Raw genomic sequence first — 19,055 nt, 5'->3', positions numbered from 1 at the left:
ATAGTATACAAAAAACTCAGCATGAAGTTTTTTGAATTTCATACTGAGTTTTTTGTATTGTTAATTTTTATTTTGCATTTTTTTCAAATTGAACAAATTTGGAGGCAACGCTTGTAAGAAAGTTATTCCAAGAATCAATAACGCTCCCACTAGTTCTGCTGGGCTGACTTTAGTGTTTAAAACTGTTACAGCCAAAATAGTAGCAGTCAATGGTTCAAAAGCACTCAGCATGCCGGTAGTTGAAGGGGTAATATAATTTAAACTTTGTAAATAGAATAAGTAAGAGAACATCGTACCGCCGGTTACTATGAAAATAATACAAAGTAAAGCTGTAGGGGTTAATTCAGGGACATGTCCCAAGTCAGCAAATGGTGCAAAGACAATTCCACCTAAAAGCATAGACCAGCCAGTTACAATTCGAGCATCGAAGTTTTTCAACAACTCTCTTGGTAAAAGCGTGTATGAAGCTTGACTCACACCGGCAAGAACTCCCCAGATAATTGCTGCTGGCGACAGCATTAGTTGATTTAGATGACCATGGGTCACAAGTAGAAAGGTTCCTAATAAGGCTAGAATAATTGAAATAATATCAATTCGTCGAGGCAACTGTAATTTTCTAAGCGACAAATACAGAATTATAAAAAGCGGTCCTAAGAACTGCAAAACTGTTGCCGTAGGAGCATTGCCATACTTGATAGCCATAAAGTAAGTATACTGAGCTGGCAACATTCCTAGTAAGCCAAAAGCCAATAGCTGGATAACATAACGCGGCTTTTTTAGAATTGAGAATAGAGCTTTGGAGTTGATAAAAAAGCACCAGATAACCAATAACAGTCCAGCAAAGATCAGTCTGATACCAACGATCCATTGAGTTGGAATGCTTTCTTGCGTAAATAGATATTGTGCAATACTGCCCGAAAATCCCCAGAGTACTGGGCCAGTAATCGCATAGAAGAAGCCCTTTTGTTTGTCAGTCATGTGAATCCCCCTAAAACATATTAATTATTATGCTAACACAATTATATTTATGGAAAAGTGGGCAAAAGGGAATTTTTAATTTTATATCAGTTATAATCAAAACAATTAGAGGTGATAATGATGCTTAGAATAGAACATATTTCTAAAAGTTTCGGGGATATGAAGGCCTTAAATGATGTTTCTTTTACTGTAAATGATGGTCAGATTTTAGGCTTAATCGGACAAAATGGAGCCGGAAAATCAACAACGTTCCATAGTATTTTGAATTTTTTGAAGTATCAAGGAAAAATAACTTGGAACGATCAGGTTATTAATGAAACAGTCTTTGATAAAATTGGCTATTTGCCAGAAGAGCGTAGTTTAATGCCCAAGTTGACGATTCAACAACAGATAATTTATTTAGCACGATTAAAAAATAAGTCAGCTAAAGAGATTCGCCCACAAATTGATCTTTGGTTGAAACGTTTTGCTGTCAAAGGTGTTGAGAAGGACAAGATTAAAGACCTATCTAAAGGTAATCAACAGAAAGTACAATTGATTTGTACTTTGATTCATCATCCAAAACTAATCATTTTAGATGAACCATTCAGTGGGTTGGATCCAGTTAATGCGGACCTTTTGAAGCAAGCAATTTTGACTGCCAAAGCTGAAGGTGCAGCGATTATTTTTTCTAGTCATGATATGGAAAATGTTGAAGAACTTTGCGACAAATTAGTTATGTTAAGGGATGGTCAGGTTGTTTTGAAGGGAACCGTTCATGATGTAAGACAATCTTTTGGTAGGATTAGAATTACTGTTACTACCGATTGGAGCCAGGAGCAATTGCAGCTTCTACCACATGTGATAAAAGTAGAGCGACAAGAGGAAAAACGTTATATTCTTAGCCTTGATGATGAAGATGCCGGATCAGAAATATTTGATCAATTGACGCAGGGTAAATATATTGAGGAATTTAGTCAGCAGCCACCAACCCTAAATGAAATTTTCCGTTTGAAAGTGGGTGAAGCTCATGAATAAATTATGGATCGTAACATTTGAAACCTTTTTGCGCCAAATTAAATCTTGGGGATTTGTAATGTTAGTCATCGGGCCTTTCTTGATGTTTGGAATAACCGTTGGAGCTGGTTATTTAGGTGGTAAAAGTGGCGGAACTAGTGATGAGATTGCTGTTATCAGTCAACAATCACAGTTGCGGGATGGTTTCGCTAAGGCAAATAAAGATGTCGTTATGAATAATGTTACCGATAAGAAAACTGCTACGAAAAAAATGGATGCGAATAAATTGGCCGGCTATTTAGTATTAAAAATCGATAATAATCGTGTTACCGGTCAATATTTTGGAACTAAATCATTGAGTTCTAATTTGAAGGTTAAAGTAAATAGCTACTTGAACCAAATTCAACAACAATTGAACTTAACAAACGCACAATTATCCAAGCAGCAATTGCAGTCGTTGCAGCAGAAATCTCAATTAAAAGAAACTATTCAGGAAAAAGCAGGAACTAATAATTTAGTTAAAACTATTTCATACTGGATCACGGTTATGATGGTTTATATCATTCTGATTACATATACTACAATCACTGCTCAAGAGATAGCTTCTGAAAAAGGAACTAAGATAATGGAAATAATTTTTTCTAGTACTACGGCTATCAAGTACTTCTTAGAAAAAATTTTTGGTATTTTATTAGTCATTTTGACTCAAATTTTAATTTACTTAGTTGGTGGTTGGGGAATTTATATTTTTGCTCAAAACTCATCATTAACAAAGGGCTTTTTGAAACAATATAATGCCTTGATTACATCAGTTCTACATAATATATTGAGCATTAATTTGCTTTATTTATTATTGGGAGTAGTTATTTATACAGTTTTGGCAGCCTTTTCCGGTGCTTTGGTAGCTAAGGCAGAAGATGCATCTAAGGCAGCTCAACCAGTAATTATGTTGAATTTATTAGCTTTCTTTATTACTTTCCCATTTCAAAATAATCTTGACTCGATAATTGTTAAAATTTTATCCTATGTACCTTTCTTCTCGTCATATTTTATGCCAATGCGGATCATCAATAATGATGCTAGTGGAATGGAAATAATCTTGTCATTGCTTGTTTTGATAGTAAGTATCATTTTATTATCGATGTATATCGGAAAAATTTATCAAGGATTAATGCTTCAGACTGATGACTCTAGTTTTTGGAAAAGATTTAAACGAGGCATATCATATAACAAATAATATTAATACCACTATATTTGATTATTAAATTAAAAATATAGTGGTATTTTTTAGCTTTAAATTGTATGAAAGCGCTTCAAATGAATGTATACTCCATATTGTATAGGAAAGGGGTATTAAATATGTCTGAAAAAGGAAAGCAACGTAGCTTTATCGAAAGTAATCAAAGATTGCTCATGTTAGGGGTAAGTACTTTTGGCGCTTTACTAATTTTTAACGCGCCTACATTAGTACATGCTAGCGAAGTGTCTAATTCAGAAATAGTTTCTACACAAACAGAATCAACTGATACATCTTCTAATTCTGTTGATGAAAAAGATGACTCTGTAACGAAAGATATTCCTAATGATAGTACTAAGTCTTCTGAAGAAGATCAGAAATCGGATAATAGTGTGACTCAACAAAACTCTCAATCGATTCAGGCAACGCAGGCGCAACCGTCAGCTTCGGTTCAACCAGTTGCCGAGCCTAACCAGACTCAAACAACAATTGGCAATTCAGTTGAGGATACACAAACTTATCAAGAAATCCAACAAACTGATAGAAAAATGAATCAAAATCAAGTAGACATTGATCAAGCATATTTTGGACTCTCCGGGGATAAAGAGATTGATCGACAGTTGAACAATCTTGGTTCGGAAACTGCGGCAACACTGAATGACAATGGATATTTAATCAAGAGCGGTTTAGTTAATAATAAAAAAACTCTTGTGGTTCAGGGAAAAGATGCTACTGGATTATTTTATGCTATTAATAATTTAAACAATTTAATTAATAAAAAATCAGATTTAACAAATGTTAATATTTCGGAATCTCCACAAATGTCGATCCGTGGCGTACTAGAAGGATTTTATGGAGAACCTTGGTCACAGCAAGCGAGAAAAGATCTTTTTAAATTTATGGGTGAGCATAAAATGAATGTATATATATATTCACCTAAAGATGATGACTATTTAAGAAATAATTGGAAAGAATTGTATCCTCAAGATAAATTAGATCAAATTAAAGATTTAGTAGCAGCAGCTAAGAAAAATCATGTTTCTTTCGTCTATACATTATCTCCGGGTAACGATATTACTTATTCAAGTCAGGAAGATTTTGATAAAACTGTTGCTAAATTGAATCAACTGAAAGAAATTGGAGTTACACAATTTTATATTGCCTTGGATGATATTCCTTTGGGAATGACATCAGCAGATTCAGAAGTATTCAAAAATCATGCTACTAAAAATTATCCTAATAATCCTTGGTCAGCTTTGGCTGATGCGCAAGCTTATTATGTTAACCGAGTTCAAAATGAATATATAAAAAAGAATAATTTACCTGATCTCTGGTTAGTACCAACTAATTACAGCGGATCGCAGCAAGATCCCTTTAAAGAGGCTCAAGGTGAAGCTTTAGATAAGAATATTCGTTTGCAATGGACTGGCGAAGGAGTTTTTTCTGGCGATATAACTGATGATTCAGTTGAACAAGCTAAAAAGACATATAACTCAGACCATATTTTTATTTGGGATAATTTCCCCGTTAATGATTCTGATCAAGATCGTTTATATTTGAATCCTTTAAAGGGTAGAAGTAAGAGTCTATATAAGATTATGGATGGCTTTACAAGCAATCCAATGATTCAGCCATACGCTTCTTGGCTTGGAATAGCTGGTTATGGAGATTACATGTGGAATGCTGATACTTATAATCCTTTGGCAACTCAGGATAATATAATTCGGGAAATGGCAGGAGATGATCCGGATGCTCTAGTAGCTATGCAATCATTTGTTGATCTTAATCAATATTGGGATTATGCAGCAACTGAAGACAAGGTTCATGCACCAATCTTATCGACTTTTATCAATGCTTTTGAAGAGTCCCCTTACGGCAGTGCCAATTATGAAACAAATAAAGCTAAATTATTGGAGCGCCTCGATATTATTGCCAATACGCCTGAAACTTTGAAAAATATGAAGGTCACTGGTTTCTATAATGACTCTTTGCCATGGATCAATGCAGCTAGTCATTGGGCTAAAGCTATGATTTCCAGTATCAATATTTTAGATAAAATTAATAGTGGTCAAGCAACAAGCGCCATGTTAAGTAACGATTTTTCAATGATGTCTGATCAGATTAACCAAGCAAATGTTAAAGCCGTACCTGATAGCAGAACTGGCAAACCTGATTTAGTTATCACGCCTTCAGTTGGAGATGGTGTTTTCCAAAACTTCATTAATAAATCATATGAGGCTATTAATAATTGGCTAGAAACTGTGGCTTTGACAACGTCGGCTCAAAAAGTATCCAGTGAAGCATCAACTGACATTCCTCAAAATGAAGATTATGCGGCTGCTAATATGAATGACGGTAATTTGAATACAAAGTTTTGGAGTAACCGCAGTATTAAAAAGGGTGATTCAATTAAAGTTGATTTGAAAGATACTCAAGAGATTCAACGTATTGATATTCACCAAGGAACTGATGATAATGCTACAAGTGGCGATCTATTTCAATCAGCAGTTATTTATACGGCTAATGAAGCTGATGGCAGCGATAAAGTGGCTGTAGGACAAGTTGGACCAACCGGCAATTATCAATTGAATTTAAATCAACCAGTTAAAGCTAGATATTTATTTATTATTTCGACAAGTAATACCGATAATTGGCTACAAATAAGAGATATTTCGGTTTTTGATAAAACTGGATTGAATATCTCTAATATTAAAGGAACTGATAATAGTTCATCACAGGCTATTTTTGATGGTACTGTTCAGACTGCTTTTACAGGTCAATTAGAGAATAGTCAAAAGACAGGAATTATTGAACAACGTTTTGCTTCAGTAAACGACAAGCATGAATTATATTTAGCAGGCAAGGTAAGTGGAACGGTCTACGTTAATGTCGATGGTAATTGGAAAGAATTAGGAAGAGTTGAAAGCAAACAATCATTGAATAAAATGACTCTGCCTGCAGGTTCAATTGATGGCATCAAGTTAGTAGTGGATAGCAATACGGGTAATTTTGTAATTAATGAATTTGGATTAAGCTAGAGAGATTTAGAAAACAAAAAAAGAGAGAAGCATAAAAATAGGTTCTTACTCAAGTTGGGTTATACGCGTGAGTATACTAACTGATGTGGTTGAAGTATGCCATCGTCCGCAAAAAATCTGTGGGCCACTGGAACGTGGTGGACACGACTTAGAGCTAATAATTTCACACTTCGTGCGTAATTATGGGATCTCTAAGCTCGGTCTTGTACTAACCTTGCTTCGCAAGCTAAGTACAATATCACCACTGAGGGCCCACAGATTTTTTACTACCGATTAAATCCTTGGTTCTAATATTATAGTAAATAAAAAACTGCCGCTATTAGGTATTCCAGACATACGTTTATGTTTGAATTCCTTAACAGTGGCAGTTTTTATCTGCTATTTAAATTTTACAATAATTAGTTTCAAAATGAACCATAGTTCCAACAACATTCCCAATTTTTTTGGATGGCGAAAATTTAAACCTACTTACGTTATAACTAAAAAAGAGAAAATCATCAGAAGATGACTTTCTCTTTTTTTGCTTATTGTTTAAAAGAAAATTCCATAAAGTTTAACAGCAGCAATGGCACCAAGAATTGGAGCAAGAACTGGAACCCAACTGTATTTCCATTGGGATGAACCTTTAGGATTTAAAGGCAACAATGCATGTAAGATACGAGGACCAAGGTCACGAGCAGGGTTCAACGCTGGGCCAGTGGGACCACCGAAGGAAACAACCAAACACATAACTAAGAATCCTAAACCGATAAAGTCGGCACGTGAATCAATATGATCTGAAGTTAAAGCAACGGCACCGAATACTAAAATAAAAGTACCAATAAATTCGTTAATAAAACCATTAAGACGACTGTTTTCAGCGTCAATTGTTGAGAAAGTACCAAGAATACTTTCAACGTTTTCTGTTTGATTATAATAAGGCTTGTAGGCCGCTACGATCATAAGTTGACCAAAAATGGCACCTAAGAATTGAGCGATAATATAAGGACCAACTTCAGCCCAAGGGAATTGACCATTGCAGGCTAAAGCTAATGTCATGGCTGGGTTGATTTGACCACCAGATATGGGACCGAACATCATGGCTGGAACCATAACACCGATACCATAACCGAATCCAATCAAAATCCACCCACCGTGGAAACCTTTTGTTCCTTTTAATTCAACGTTGGCAACTGAACCGTTACCAAGCGCAACCATAATAGCTGTACCGATAAATTCGGCGACACAACGAACTAACAACGTATAGTGCATAATTAATACTACCCCTAAATTTAATTAATTTGTCTCACCATGACCTATATTTGTTAGCAAAACACGAATATTAAAAATTCACTCAAAAATGGGTTAATTCATATAAATTCGTAATAATCTGTCTTTTATGAGTGAATATTTTCCAAATTTCACATAAAAAAATTGCTCCACCAATCCGGGGCAATAACTACTAACATAAAAAGTAAAATAAATCAAATAATGAGCAACGAGTAATATTGTATCATACATTCCGAATATTTTTGACATTTTCAGAAAAAACGACTAGATTTTGCTATATAGTAATAGCATATACTAATTCTAAAACGAGGTAGAAAAATGAAAGTTCTTAGCTTAGTTAATTTAACCAAAAAACAAACTGAAAAGATTGAATCAATTTCTGAAGTTGAACTTAAAGTAGTTTCTCCTAAAAAAGTTGTTGCAGCTGACCTTGATGGAGTAGAAGTATTATATGGCTGGTCTAATAATTTAAAAGATGCGGTTTTGAAAAGTGAAACTTTAAACTGGATTCAAGTGGTTCGCGCAGGTGTAGATGCTTTACCATTGCGTCAATTGGCTGATAAGGGTGTTATTTTAACTAATGGTTCTGGCGCTAATGCCATTAATATTGCCGAACAAACTTTAGCTTATATGTTGATGTTCGTTCGTCGAATGAATTTGACGGCTAGACACCAAGATGCTAGAGAGTGGAAACAAGATGATGGCTATGACGAAGTTTATAATAAGACCGTTATGATTGTAGGCGTTGGTCATATTGGAACACTTATTGCTCGTTATGCTAAGGCTTTGGGAATGAAAACGATCGGTGTTCGTCGAAGCAATCGTCCTGCCGAATATATTGACGAAATGATTCCGATGTCGGAAATGAAATCAAGAATTGGCGAAGTACATTTTGTAGTGAATGTTCTACCTGATACTGAAGAAACAATGGGTCTATTCAATCAAGAATTATTCCAAGCTATGTCTAAGAAAGCTTATTACATTAATATTGGTCGTGGAAAGACGACCAATATGGAAGATTTGATTTCGGCTTTGAAGAATGACGAGATTGCCGGAAGTGGGTTGGACGTTACTACTCCAGAACCACTGCCAAGTGACAGTCCTTTGTGGAATATGGAAAATGTCATTATTACTCCACACGATGCCGGAAACAGTGTTCATTATAGTGAGCGTGCTTTCGATATCTTTAAACGCAATTTGAAATCATATGTTGAAAATGGCGAGGTTGTAGAAAATATCGTTAATTATTCCACAGGTTATTAACAAATAAAGATAAATAGTAAGTCAGATACATGGATAATATATTGGCTTTGGTTTCGTTTTCAAGGAAAAGTATGTTGAGAATTTTTGAGGATGTATTAAAATTAAGCTAGATAGATGAAAGGAAAAATGATGTTATCTAGTGACTATTTTATAGGATTCATGTTGGTATTTTTATTCTGGCTTTTGTTATTACTTTTGGAAATAATTTTGAACATGAGAAACACAATCATAGAATTATCTTTCTTTTCAGATGAAAAATTAAATACTTTAGACAAAAAACTGAATCAAAAATTTGGCGTTCGTTTTCAAGGACCTTTTGAACTATTGGAATTTTTGATCATTGGCTATATAGTTTATGCGTTGTTAACTGATTTAAGATATCAAGGCTTTCAGCTAAATGCAGGCTCATTCAATCAAATCCTTTTCTTCTCAGTAATTGTATTTGCTGTGATGGTAGGCGATATGATCTTGATTGCTAAAGATTTACATATTTATAAGTTCATTAAAAATTCAGTTGCTTTGTCTAGAAAAAACTCTAATTAATAAAAAATAAGAGTGTAACTAATGTAAAAGGGTGCAATATTCGTATTATGAATATTGCACCCTTTTATAATTAAACAATGAATTTTGTTACAGCTGCTTTTTTAAGCGGATCATATCTTTTAAAACTAATTTATTTTCGATAATTGGTTCATGATAGTTATCAACGAAGAAATCGCGGTCAATGCTGACAACTCGAAAACCACATTTTTGATACAAATAGAGTTGGGCAAAGCTAGTACTGCCAGTGCCAATTTCTACAGTATGATAGTGATTTTTTTGAGCCCAATGGAGTGCAAAGTGGACTAGCTTTTCCCCATAGCCACTATTTTGGAATTCTTCAGCCACAGCTAAGTTGACGATTTCAATCGTTTCAGGTCGAGTATCAATTAATAAAACTAATCCTAGCAACTTTGCATCCGCAACAAGTTCAAATTTGTAAGAACGTGGTAGGTAACTCTTGACGATTGTTTTGGAAGGATCAGCCATTAACATTAAATGATAGTGTTCAGCAGTGGCTTTTTGGAAAGGAATTATTTTAATGTCTGATTTGTCCATCGCCCTGCACCAAATACTTAGTTGTAGTTAATTCATTAGCACCCATAGGTCCTCTAGCATGTAGCTTTTGAGTACTGATACCAATTTCTGCCCCGAAGCCAAATTGTTGTCCATCAGTAAAACGAGTTGAGGCATTCGAGTAAACTACGGCAGCATCGATTTGTTTCATGAACTTGCGACTAGCAGAATAATTCTCAGTGATAATTGATTCACTGTGCTTGGTATTATATTTATTGATGTGTTTGATAGCATCATCAAGTGAATCTACTATTTTAATGGCGATAATGTAGTCGTCATATTCAGTACCCCAATCTTCTGGAGTAGCGGGAACAATCTCAGGAACAATAGCCTTGGCCAAAGTATCTCCTCGAACTTCAACATTGTTAGCTTGAAGGGCAGCAAATAGTTTTGGCAAAAATTTATTGGCAACGTCCTTATGCAAAATAACTTTTTCAGCGGCATTGCAGACTGAAGGACGTTGAACCTTGGCATTGATAATTATTTTTAGAGCTTTTTCTAAATCAGCATCTTTGTCAACGTAGATATGGCAATTACCGGCACCAGTTTCGATAATAGGAACTTTAGCCTTGTTAACGACCATTTTAATAAATTTACCGCTGCCACGAGGGATCAAAACATCAATATATTCAGTCAATTCCATCATTTTTTGTGCAGTCTCATGACTGACGTCGTCAATTAATTGAATTGCATCAGGATTGATATTGGAATCTTTTAAAGCTGAGCGAAGAGTTTCGGAGAGAACGATATTAGAATTAATAGCTTCCTTGCCACCACGCAAAATAACGGCATTACCAGCTTTGAAACAAAGACCAGCAGCATCAACGGTAACATTAGGACGAGCCTCATAAATCATGCCAATAACTCCTAAAGGTACTCGTTCTTGAGTAATATCCAAACCGGAAACAGTTTCCCATCCACGATCAACTTTGCCAATAGGATCGGGTAGATCCATGACTTGACGTAAGCCATCTGACATATCATTGATTCGATCAGGAGTTAAAAGGAGACGGTCGATCATAGCCTCTTTGATGCCATTTTTTTTGGCATTGGCAATGTCTTCTTTATTAGCTTCAATTATTTTGTCCGTATTCATGACTAAAGCATTAGCCATGTTTAAAAGGGCGTTATTCTTTCTTTGCGTACCCAATTGACCTAATTCAAAAGCAGCACGTTGTCCATTTTGACCCATTTTTTCAAGATTCGTCATTTTTATCACTCCTAAAACGCTTTCTAATTATCTCTAAGTATAGCATTGTACAAAAAAATAGTGGACGGCTGCATCCACTATTAATGTCTAAGTAAATTTAATTTTTTGAAGCGCTGATTTAATATGTTGCCGTCAACGTAGTGCTAATTTACCATTTATTTATGTTGCCGTCAACATAAAATGCTATTTGTTTAAATTTTTAGTTATCTGATTAATCAATTCAATAAATAACTGTTGTTCCTCCGAGCTAAGACCCGAGGTAGCATTTTGTTCTGATTCTAACCAAATAGCTTCGACCTGCTGTGCCATTTTGCGACCTTTAGTAGTTAAACTGACCAAAGTCACTCGTTTGTCCTTGGTGGATTTAACAGTTTTGACTAAATCGCTTTTGACCATCCGATTGATTGATTTAGCAATTGTAGAATGATCAACGCAGAGCTCAACGACTAGCTTATTCTGAGAAATGCCATCCTGCTTAAGTAACTCTAAAAGAATCATATCTTGGCCAGGATAGAGTCCAAGTGGTCGCATCTTTTTGGAAATTAAATTTTTATAACTTGTTATAAGGTTAATAATGGCTTTTTCAATTGGAAATTCTGATTTCATTATTATCCTCCTAATAGTTGAGTATTATTGTGCTTTTGAAAATAAAGTTCCGATAGGTTCGCCAGATAAAATATTAAAAATAATATCGGGATTCTTACCATTGGTTAGGACCATCTGTTGATTATGTTTCAAAATTAATTCAGCTGCTTTTAACTTGGTTGTCATGCCGCCAGTACCATATTTAGTTCCATGACCACCTGCAGCAGCGATGATATTGGGACTAATTGTACCAATTTGAGGAACCAAATGAGCATCAGGAACTTTAAGTGGGTTAGCAGAATAGAAACCATCAATATCAGATAGCATGATTAAAAGATCAGCATCGACTAAATTTGTCACAATAGCTGATAATTGATCATTGTCGCCGAACTTTGTATGATGATCCAATTCAGAAACAGTAACAGTATCGTTTTCATTGACTATCGGGATAGTGTTATCCATTGATAGTAGTTCTTGAAAGCTATTCATCACATTAGTGTGACTTTCCGGATAATCGATTATATCACGTGTGATCAACATTTGGGCAACTGACATACCGTATTCATGAAAAGCTTCATTATATATTTGCATTAATTCAGCTTGACCTACGGCAGCAACGGCCTGTTGTTTGGAAATTTTGATTGGACGTTTCTCGATATTTAAAACGCCCATGCCGACGCCAATGGCACCCGATGAAACAAGAACAACATCTTTTCCGGCTTGTTTTAGTTTACTTAAAACATGAGCTAGTTCCTTAATAACAGTTAAATTGATTTTGCTGTTTTGGCGAATCAAAGTACTGGTACCAATTTTGACAACGATTCGATCAGCAAAAATAGAGCGCTTATTTTGCATGTTTTTTTCCTCATAGTGATTTGGGTTCTTACTCAAGTTCGGTTACAGTGTAAATTTGCCGTCCTCCGCAACAAAGAAAACTGGGCTGGAACGTAGTGGGCACGACTTGGAGCCTCTTGGCGTTGCCAACAGTCTTCAAGCTCGGCCTTCTCCTAACCTTGCTATGCAAGCTAAGTAGAACCTCACTACCGAGCCCATTTTCTTTGTTGCTCCGGACTAGTGTATTAAATATCTTTGAGTCTGGATAATAAAATTTTAATTAATATAGAATTATAAGAATTCCAGATACTACAATTTTACTTAGCAATGTTAGAAAATAAAAACTAGTTGGTAGTGAAAACTCTGTGGATGCTCAGTGGTGAAATTGTTCTTGGTGGTGCAACCACTTAGAACAAGGCCAGTATTTAAGACGATTATGAACTTCAATCGGCTTAAATCTGTGCCCACCACGTTCCAGCGTCCACAGAGCTTTCACGGACGACGGCATTCTTAAACTACTTAGTTAATTTTAGTTGTAACCGAACTTTTCTAAGAACCATGATTTTTAAAGTGGTAATTATTTTCCAATACTATTACGATAGAACAATAGGTAGAATAAGAAAAGGGTGTATTTCATGTACAAAATATTAATTATGCTTCATGACGGCGACGATTATATCCGAATGAACAAAGTTTACATCGAAAGCATGCCAGTCGCAGGGCAATATATTATCCATTCCGATGGATTGCCATACTATGTTGAAGAGGTAACGACTTTCGTAGGATATGTTAGCAGCAAGGGTGCTATCGCCATCGTTGTTGTTCACCCAGCTGATAAGGATGCTGCAGTCAATAATTTGTACGGCGTCGACATTGCTGAAGATCTGGACGACCCTGAATATAATAATAATGAAAATAAAGAATAAATAAATACAGAATGATTGAATAAGCTAATTTATTTTAATTATTCTGTATTTTTATATATAATTTTCTCTAAAAATATGTTTAAACATTATTAATGAAAAAATCATTTTTGGTAAATAACTTTTAATGTATATGATATGTATAGACATCTAAAAGAATATATTATTGTGAATGGTAGGATAACTGCATAGTACGAAATGAACCAACTCCCTTTGATTCGTTTTGCCCCTTTTCTTATCAAGATATAGTTTTTAATTTTGGCTACTAAAAAAGTTCAACCGTAAAATACGATTGAACAAGGGAGTAACTTTAGTTTTTTATAAGATGGTGTTTTGTTAAATAAAGGTTCCAGTAGGTAGGACTCTGCTGATTGGTTAGATCATTGGTCCAAACAAATTCTCGATAGGGAATATGTTTGCTAAAGAGAACGCCACGTTTATAAAATTGAGGATGATTTACTCGTTCTAAATTGGCAACATAATTGGTATGAACTTTAATTTGATAGTTTCCGCCCATAAAGATTAGGGCAAGTAACAGTGCAAGATTAATAACGTACTGATTAACTTTAATTGCATCTAGGGCTTTAAGGACAAACTTCATAGCTATTAAATACATGAAGATATAAGTTAAGAAATAACCTCGAGGATTAACTGGTGATTCCACGAATAATAATTGTCCTGCGATAGCACCGATCAAAAGGACATAGAGCCACATCTTAGGATCAGTTTTAAAGAAGGTAAAGATAGCGTAAGCAATAAATAATATAAAAATTACACTAATTATTCCTTCACGATTCCACAGTTTAGGATCCAAAGCGTTGTAGCTATAGCCGTCATTTAATGGAATGGTTTTTAAATAGATATTGATGAAAATGTAATAGACTAAAAAAATTGCGGCAACGATAGCGGTTAACCATTTTCTGATGACTGGTAAATTTGATTTTACAGTTAAGCTAAAAATAGCTAAGAGGATAGCAACGATTAGTGCAATATTAAAAGTTACTAGCCAAAAGTGAGTTACAGTACCGTAATCTTGCCAAATTTTATTGGGATTAAAGGTGGTTACCCGATAAATGCTAGCTTCATGATATCCACGATGGATGAACATGATGACAGCTGATAGAATTGCACCAATTAAGTATGTTATATGAAGTGCTTTAGTTTTTTACGATAATAAAGAATGACTAGTATTGCCAAAATAACTGAGGCAATTGTCATATTTTCATCAAACAGACCGGCAGAAAAGGCTAATAATAAAGTTAAGATTGGAATAAAAAGTTTAACTTTACTAGGGATGTCCCATTCTAGAACAATTAGGTAAAGTAATACTAAAATCATTGGTGGTACATAATTTACGAAACCTGCATTCCAAGCTAAAACATTGTTAATGAATCCGCCTTGAAGTGTAAAAACAAATAAAAGGGAAAGCAGCAATGAGGCAATAGTTTTACCTGATAGTTTCCAAATACACCAGATTAATAATGTCCAGCCAATAGCGTAAGCTAAAACCGCTAAGGTAAGTCGATGCATGGTGATGATTTCCAGAAGATTTCCAAAATAACGGCCATTGCTGCTGCCGCCATAAGTGGCTTGCGGCCCGTAGAAACCGTGGTAAAGCAAGTAAGTTCCCTGGTTGCCCCACCAAAAATAGTCGTCCCCGGATGGAATCATCCAAAATCTAAAAAAGCCAAAATAAATAAAAGAAGCAACAAATGCAATGATTGTGATCGGCTTCTTTGCTTGTTGATTGAATTTATTGAACATATGTCCCCCGATATAAACTTATTGATAATGAATGCTTAACAAGTTCAATAGTGTAGCATAAGTTTATGTTTCTTTCCATGATTAAAGAATATTTTTCTATTTAAGGACATAATGTGACAAAAAAATAAAGGCCTACCACTAGCCTTTATTTTGCGAGAAATTAAAATCAAAGCCTACCACTAACTCTGATTCCTAAGCAGTTGAGAAGGAGTACTACTTTAAAAAGGATAACAATGAAAATATTGTTAGGTTAATACATCTCGCTTATATAACCAAATTAATTATAAAGCCTATTCAAAAACATTTCTATAATTAATAAAAAATATTTTGATTAAAATAGCAAGATATTAAAAACTTGATGATTAATAAATATATTATTTTGTTGACTTTGTGAAGAAGCATGACAGGCAATATTTATCGTGTCATAATTTAAGAATAAACTTATAGCTATTTGTATACTACAAATTCAAAAAACTATAAATATTTTATATAAAGCTGGAACCACAATTGTAGCTCCAGGGTACATAATAAGCAGTAACAAATGAGAAAAAAATGCATATTGGGTAGATGTTAGAAAAATAGAAGGGTGGTAACATTTTGAAACAGGTTAAAGTTTCAGATGTCGAGCGAGATAACTTTATTCGCTCAGTCGAAGAATCGGTTGGGTCTTTCAATTTGGGTTCTGAAAGGTCGCTAATTAATTTAGTTTTTAAGCATTTAAAATTACTAGAATATAATGAGAATTTAGAGTCTGAATTGATTAAATTTCGAAAAGAGTTAGTCGAATTTGATATGAATACAGGACATCGCTACAATCGTGATGTTGAAGAATTGCTTTTTAAAATCAAAAATCGTAATCTTCCATATATTTAATATAAAGTAGGAATATTTTTAATTCCTGCTTTTTTTTGTGGAAGTGATGATATTATTGGCATGAGGTGGAAATATGGTGAAAATTTATCAACATTTAATACAAGATGTTCCTATTTTGGAAGTGGTTTCCAATAATGGAATTCACAAACCGTTACCGTTGGTTATCTTTTATCACGGTTGGCGTTCTAGTAAAGAGTTAGTTTTAACTCAAGCACGTAAATTAGCACAAAAAAATATCCGTGTAATCTTGCCCGATGCTATGAATCATGGCCAAAGATTGACGGATATTTCTTCTATCCCTTCATTTACCTTTTGGGATAGTATTCAGGGAAATCTAGCAGAATTTGCTTTAATTAGAGATTATTATAATGTTCAAAAATTGATTAAAGACCAAAAGATTGGAGTAGGCGGCTATTCAATGGGAGGCATGACAACTGGAGCTTTGTTGACTGCCCATCCAGAAATAACAGCTGCCACAATTATTATGGGTACACCCGATTTGAGTGGTTACGCCCGACTTGTTAGAACTAATGCCTTGCAACGAAATATTTATATACCGGATGATTTAGAACGATTGACTAGTTGGATTGCTAATTATGATTTAAGCTTGCAGCCTGAAAAGATCGCTGGTCGGCCACTGTTATTTTGGCATGGAACTAATGATTGTCGAATTCCATATACAATGTCGAAAGGATTTTTTGATCGAGTTCATGGGGAGGACTATGCCCAACAAGTGGCCTTTATAACCGGGTATAAAGCAGGTCATTTAGTTGAAACCAGACTAATGGATAAAATTGCTAATTTTTTTGAATACTATTTAGAATGATTTTCCTTAGGAATTGCTTTGAATAAAATAAGCAAATTAATAAGGCCTAAAATTGTTAAAACAATGAAGGCATGTTGACTACCAATTGCTGTAGAGACCTTAGTGCTAAGGTGTGAATTGGTTTGACTTTGGGCAATGATAGCGGAAACGATCGAAGTCCCTGTTGCACCTGCAAATTGTTGCAAAGTATTGAAAAGAGCATTGCCGTCAGCTTGATTTTGGTTAGGCAAGTATTTCAAACCATTGGTCATAATATTTCCAAAGGACATTCCCATTCCAAACATATAGAGAATATAGACAAAAATAATCAAAGTATTGCTTAATTTCAAACTAAAGATAGTAAAAATAATTAACGATAAATCGGCACAAGTTACGCCAAAGAGAATTGGTTTGCGAGCGCCCATTTCGTCAAGAATTTTACCACCCAAGGGAGCTAAAATGGCACCAATAACTCCAGCAGGAAAGACTGCTAAACCGGCAATGGTGGCTGAATCTCCATTAACTAATTGAATATAGTTAGGCAAAATAAAGGCAAAACCTAATGAGAGAATTTGAAAAAGGAAAAAGCTCAATACGTGACTGCTAAAAGTATGATTTTTCAGAACTTTTAGGTTAATGATAGGACTGTCGATTTTGTTAGAACGAAGAATAAAACCAATTAGACCAATAATTCCGACGATAAATGCCAAAGCAGTTACTAGATTAAACTGGCTCATATTACTGAAACCAAAAATGAGACCACTAAATGTAAAAATTAAATAAATTAAACTTAGGAGGTCAAATTTAGATTTTTGAATTTGACTTTTTTGTTGAATATTTTTAGTACCTAGGAAGAATGAAATAATTAAAATAGGCAGAAGAATTACAAAAATATAGCGCCAGCCCATAGAACTAACAATTAGACCGCCAAAAGTAGGTCCAATGGCTGGAGCGACTGCGGTAATTAAAGTTCCAATTCCCATCATGAGACCAATTTTACTATCAGGAACATTTTCCAAGATAATATTGAACATCAATGGCAAAGCAATTCCAGTTCCGAGGCCTTGGATTACTCGTCCAAGTAATAAAATTGGAAAGGCTGGAGCAATGGCATCGATTAGAATACCTAAAATAAAAAATAAATTGGCACAGATAAATAAGCTTTTGGTTTTAAAATTTCGTTTGAAGAAAGATGACAACGGAACAATAATGGCAACAATTAACAAATAAATTGTAGTCATCCATTGAACGGTTGAAGTTGTAACGTTGAATTCCTTCATTAAAGTTGGGAAGGAAATATTCATTGATGTTTCAACGATAACGCCGCAAAATGACATCAATCCGGTAGCAATGACTGCCAGTAGTACTTTTAAAGGGATTTTTTCCTGTTGAGACATTATTTGTTACCTCCATCAATATAGAAGTTAAGAATTTTTTCAAAGGTTTGAATATCTTCACCTGAAAAATTAGCTTCCAGTATTTCTTGTTGCTGTTTCATGTAATCGTTAATTTTAGTTTCAAGTTGTAAAGCCTTATCAGTTAAATGAACGGATTTTTGACGGGCATCAAGGGTAGAAGCTGTGCGATATAGGAGTTCCTTTTTTTCCATTCGTTGCAGAAGAACGGTTGTAGTAGATCGCTGAATGAAAAATTCAGTTTCAATATCTCTTTGCCATGTTTCTTGATCGCCACGACGGCTTAAGTAATCAATAACTGACATTTGCATCCAAGTCGTATCGAATTCTTTAGCAAAATTATCGAATTTTTTAGAGATACGATTGGAAGCTATTTTTAGTAATGTATTAGTATATTTTTTTGCCATGTAAAGCTCCCTTTTGAAAAATTGTTAGTTGACTAACGATTAACTATGCTACACCGAAAAAAATTGGATTTCAAGTAAAAATAAAAAAGCTGCTGATATTTGAACAAAATGGTTCTTTCTCAAGTTTGGTTATAGCATGAGTATTTTAAATTCCCGTCCTCCGCAAAAATTGGGAATGCTGTTGGAACGCTATGGGCCGGTTTGAAACTAATTATTTTACACTTTGTGCAAAATAATGGATTTCCAAACTCGGCCTCATTGTAACCGGCAAAGCCACTAACAATGATCTCATAGCTGAACGCATTCCCAATTTTTGCTCCGGACTGACTCCTACTTTATTCA

The 19,055-nt window shown here is 34.7% G+C and carries 18 protein-coding genes; 8 read left to right on the top strand and 10 right to left on the bottom strand.

Going from position 1 to position 19,055, the window contains the following annotated elements; translation table 11 throughout:
• Positions 1–60: 60 nt before the first annotated feature.
• Entirely contained in the window at positions 61–978 is a 918-nt protein-coding gene (locus FD26_RS00145) for a DMT family transporter (RefSeq protein WP_057866427.1), read from the bottom strand.
• A 120-nt stretch (positions 979–1,098) separates the two neighbouring features.
• Between FD26_RS00145 and FD26_RS00140 the strand changes: the two genes are divergently transcribed.
• The 3 genes from FD26_RS00140 (at position 1,099) to FD26_RS00130 (ending at position 6,249) form a co-directional block, all read left to right on the top strand.
• Positions 1,099–1,995: an ABC transporter ATP-binding protein gene (locus FD26_RS00140; RefSeq protein ID WP_057866426.1), complete on the top strand. Its 897-nt coding sequence runs from the start codon at positions 1,099–1,101 to the stop codon at positions 1,993–1,995.
• The gene (locus tag FD26_RS00135) at positions 1,988–3,211 is read left to right on the top strand and encodes an ABC transporter permease (RefSeq protein ID WP_057866425.1); all 1,224 of its coding nucleotides are present in this window, start codon (positions 1,988–1,990) and stop codon (positions 3,209–3,211) included. Before FD26_RS00140 ends, FD26_RS00135 begins: the two co-directional genes overlap by 8 nt.
• Positions 3,212–3,333: 122 nt before the next feature.
• Positions 3,334–6,249: a glycoside hydrolase family 84 protein gene (locus FD26_RS00130; RefSeq protein WP_057866424.1), complete on the top strand. Its 2,916-nt coding sequence runs from the start codon at positions 3,334–3,336 to the stop codon at positions 6,247–6,249.
• A 531-nt stretch (positions 6,250–6,780) separates the two neighbouring features.
• On the opposite strand, the gene FD26_RS00125 is transcribed toward FD26_RS00130, so the two are convergent.
• Positions 6,781–7,500, bottom strand: a complete 720-nt coding sequence (locus FD26_RS00125; RefSeq protein ID WP_057866423.1) for an MIP/aquaporin family protein — start codon at positions 7,498–7,500, stop codon at positions 6,781–6,783.
• Between the two features lie 336 nt (positions 7,501–7,836).
• Between FD26_RS00125 and FD26_RS00120 the strand changes: the two genes are divergently transcribed.
• Positions 7,837–8,781: a D-2-hydroxyacid dehydrogenase gene (locus tag FD26_RS00120; RefSeq protein WP_057866422.1), complete on the top strand. Its 945-nt coding sequence runs from the start codon at positions 7,837–7,839 to the stop codon at positions 8,779–8,781.
• 207 nt (positions 8,782–8,988) lie between these two features.
• Positions 8,989–9,324: a hypothetical protein gene (locus tag FD26_RS00115; protein WP_147000165.1), complete on the top strand. Its 336-nt coding sequence runs from the start codon at positions 8,989–8,991 to the stop codon at positions 9,322–9,324.
• Positions 9,325–9,411: 87 nt separating this feature from the next.
• On the opposite strand, the gene FD26_RS00110 is transcribed toward FD26_RS00115, so the two are convergent.
• The 4 genes from FD26_RS00110 to proB form a co-directional block, all read right to left on the bottom strand.
• Positions 9,412–9,879, bottom strand: a complete 468-nt coding sequence (locus tag FD26_RS00110; RefSeq protein ID WP_057866420.1) for a GNAT family N-acetyltransferase — start codon at positions 9,877–9,879, stop codon at positions 9,412–9,414.
• Positions 9,860–11,107, bottom strand: a complete 1,248-nt coding sequence (locus FD26_RS00105) for a glutamate-5-semialdehyde dehydrogenase (RefSeq protein ID WP_057866419.1) — start codon at positions 11,105–11,107, stop codon at positions 9,860–9,862. The genes FD26_RS00110 and FD26_RS00105 overlap by 20 nt, the downstream gene beginning before the upstream one ends.
• Before the next feature lie 183 nt (positions 11,108–11,290).
• The gene (locus tag FD26_RS00100; RefSeq protein WP_057866418.1) at positions 11,291–11,713 is read right to left on the bottom strand and encodes a MarR family winged helix-turn-helix transcriptional regulator; all 423 of its coding nucleotides are present in this window, start codon (positions 11,711–11,713) and stop codon (positions 11,291–11,293) included.
• Positions 11,714–11,737: 24 nt separating this feature from the next.
• Positions 11,738–12,547 (bottom strand): glutamate 5-kinase, encoded by an 810-nt coding sequence (gene proB / locus FD26_RS00095; protein WP_057866417.1) that lies wholly within the window; start codon positions 12,545–12,547, stop codon positions 11,738–11,740.
• Between the two features lie 614 nt (positions 12,548–13,161).
• Between proB and FD26_RS00090 the strand changes: the two genes are divergently transcribed.
• Complete coding sequence (locus tag FD26_RS00090) at positions 13,162–13,452, top strand: hypothetical protein (RefSeq protein ID WP_057866416.1); 291 nt, start codon at positions 13,162–13,164, stop codon at positions 13,450–13,452.
• Positions 13,453–13,759: 307 nt separating this feature from the next.
• On the opposite strand, the gene FD26_RS00085 is transcribed toward FD26_RS00090, so the two are convergent.
• Entirely contained in the window at positions 13,760–14,557 is a 798-nt protein-coding gene (locus FD26_RS00085; RefSeq protein ID WP_057866415.1) for a hypothetical protein, read from the bottom strand.
• Positions 14,558–14,592: 35 nt separating this feature from the next.
• A complete protein-coding gene (locus FD26_RS00080; RefSeq protein ID WP_057866414.1) occupies positions 14,593–15,213 on the bottom strand; it encodes a hypothetical protein in 621 nt (206 codons plus the stop codon).
• A gap of 597 nt (positions 15,214–15,810) precedes the next feature.
• On the opposite strand from FD26_RS00080, the gene FD26_RS00075 reads away from it, so the two are divergent.
• Positions 15,811–16,086, top strand: a complete 276-nt coding sequence (locus FD26_RS00075; protein WP_057866413.1) for a hypothetical protein — start codon at positions 15,811–15,813, stop codon at positions 16,084–16,086.
• A gap of 73 nt (positions 16,087–16,159) precedes the next feature.
• A complete protein-coding gene (locus FD26_RS00070) occupies positions 16,160–16,912 on the top strand; it encodes an alpha/beta fold hydrolase (protein ID WP_057866412.1) in 753 nt (250 codons plus the stop codon).
• On the opposite strand, the gene FD26_RS00065 is transcribed toward FD26_RS00070, so the two are convergent.
• Both FD26_RS00065 and FD26_RS00060 read right to left on the bottom strand, forming a co-directional pair.
• On the bottom strand, positions 16,900–18,291 hold the full coding sequence (locus tag FD26_RS00065; RefSeq protein WP_371862039.1) for an MDR family MFS transporter: 1,392 nt from the start codon (positions 18,289–18,291) through the stop codon (positions 16,900–16,902). The two genes, FD26_RS00070 and FD26_RS00065, sit on opposite strands and share 13 nt — an antisense overlap.
• Positions 18,288–18,713, bottom strand: coding sequence for a MarR family winged helix-turn-helix transcriptional regulator (locus tag FD26_RS00060; protein WP_057866410.1), 426 nt, complete (start codon positions 18,711–18,713; stop codon positions 18,288–18,290). The genes FD26_RS00065 and FD26_RS00060 overlap by 4 nt, the downstream gene beginning before the upstream one ends.
• Between the last annotated feature and the right edge of the window lie 342 nt (positions 18,714–19,055).

The organism is Companilactobacillus crustorum JCM 15951 (genome assembly GCF_001434585.1).
GTDB lineage: Bacteria > Bacillota > Bacilli > Lactobacillales > Lactobacillaceae > Companilactobacillus > Companilactobacillus crustorum.
The sequence above is the reverse complement of the archived record's forward strand: the minus strand, read 5'-3'. Positions and strand labels throughout refer to the sequence as shown.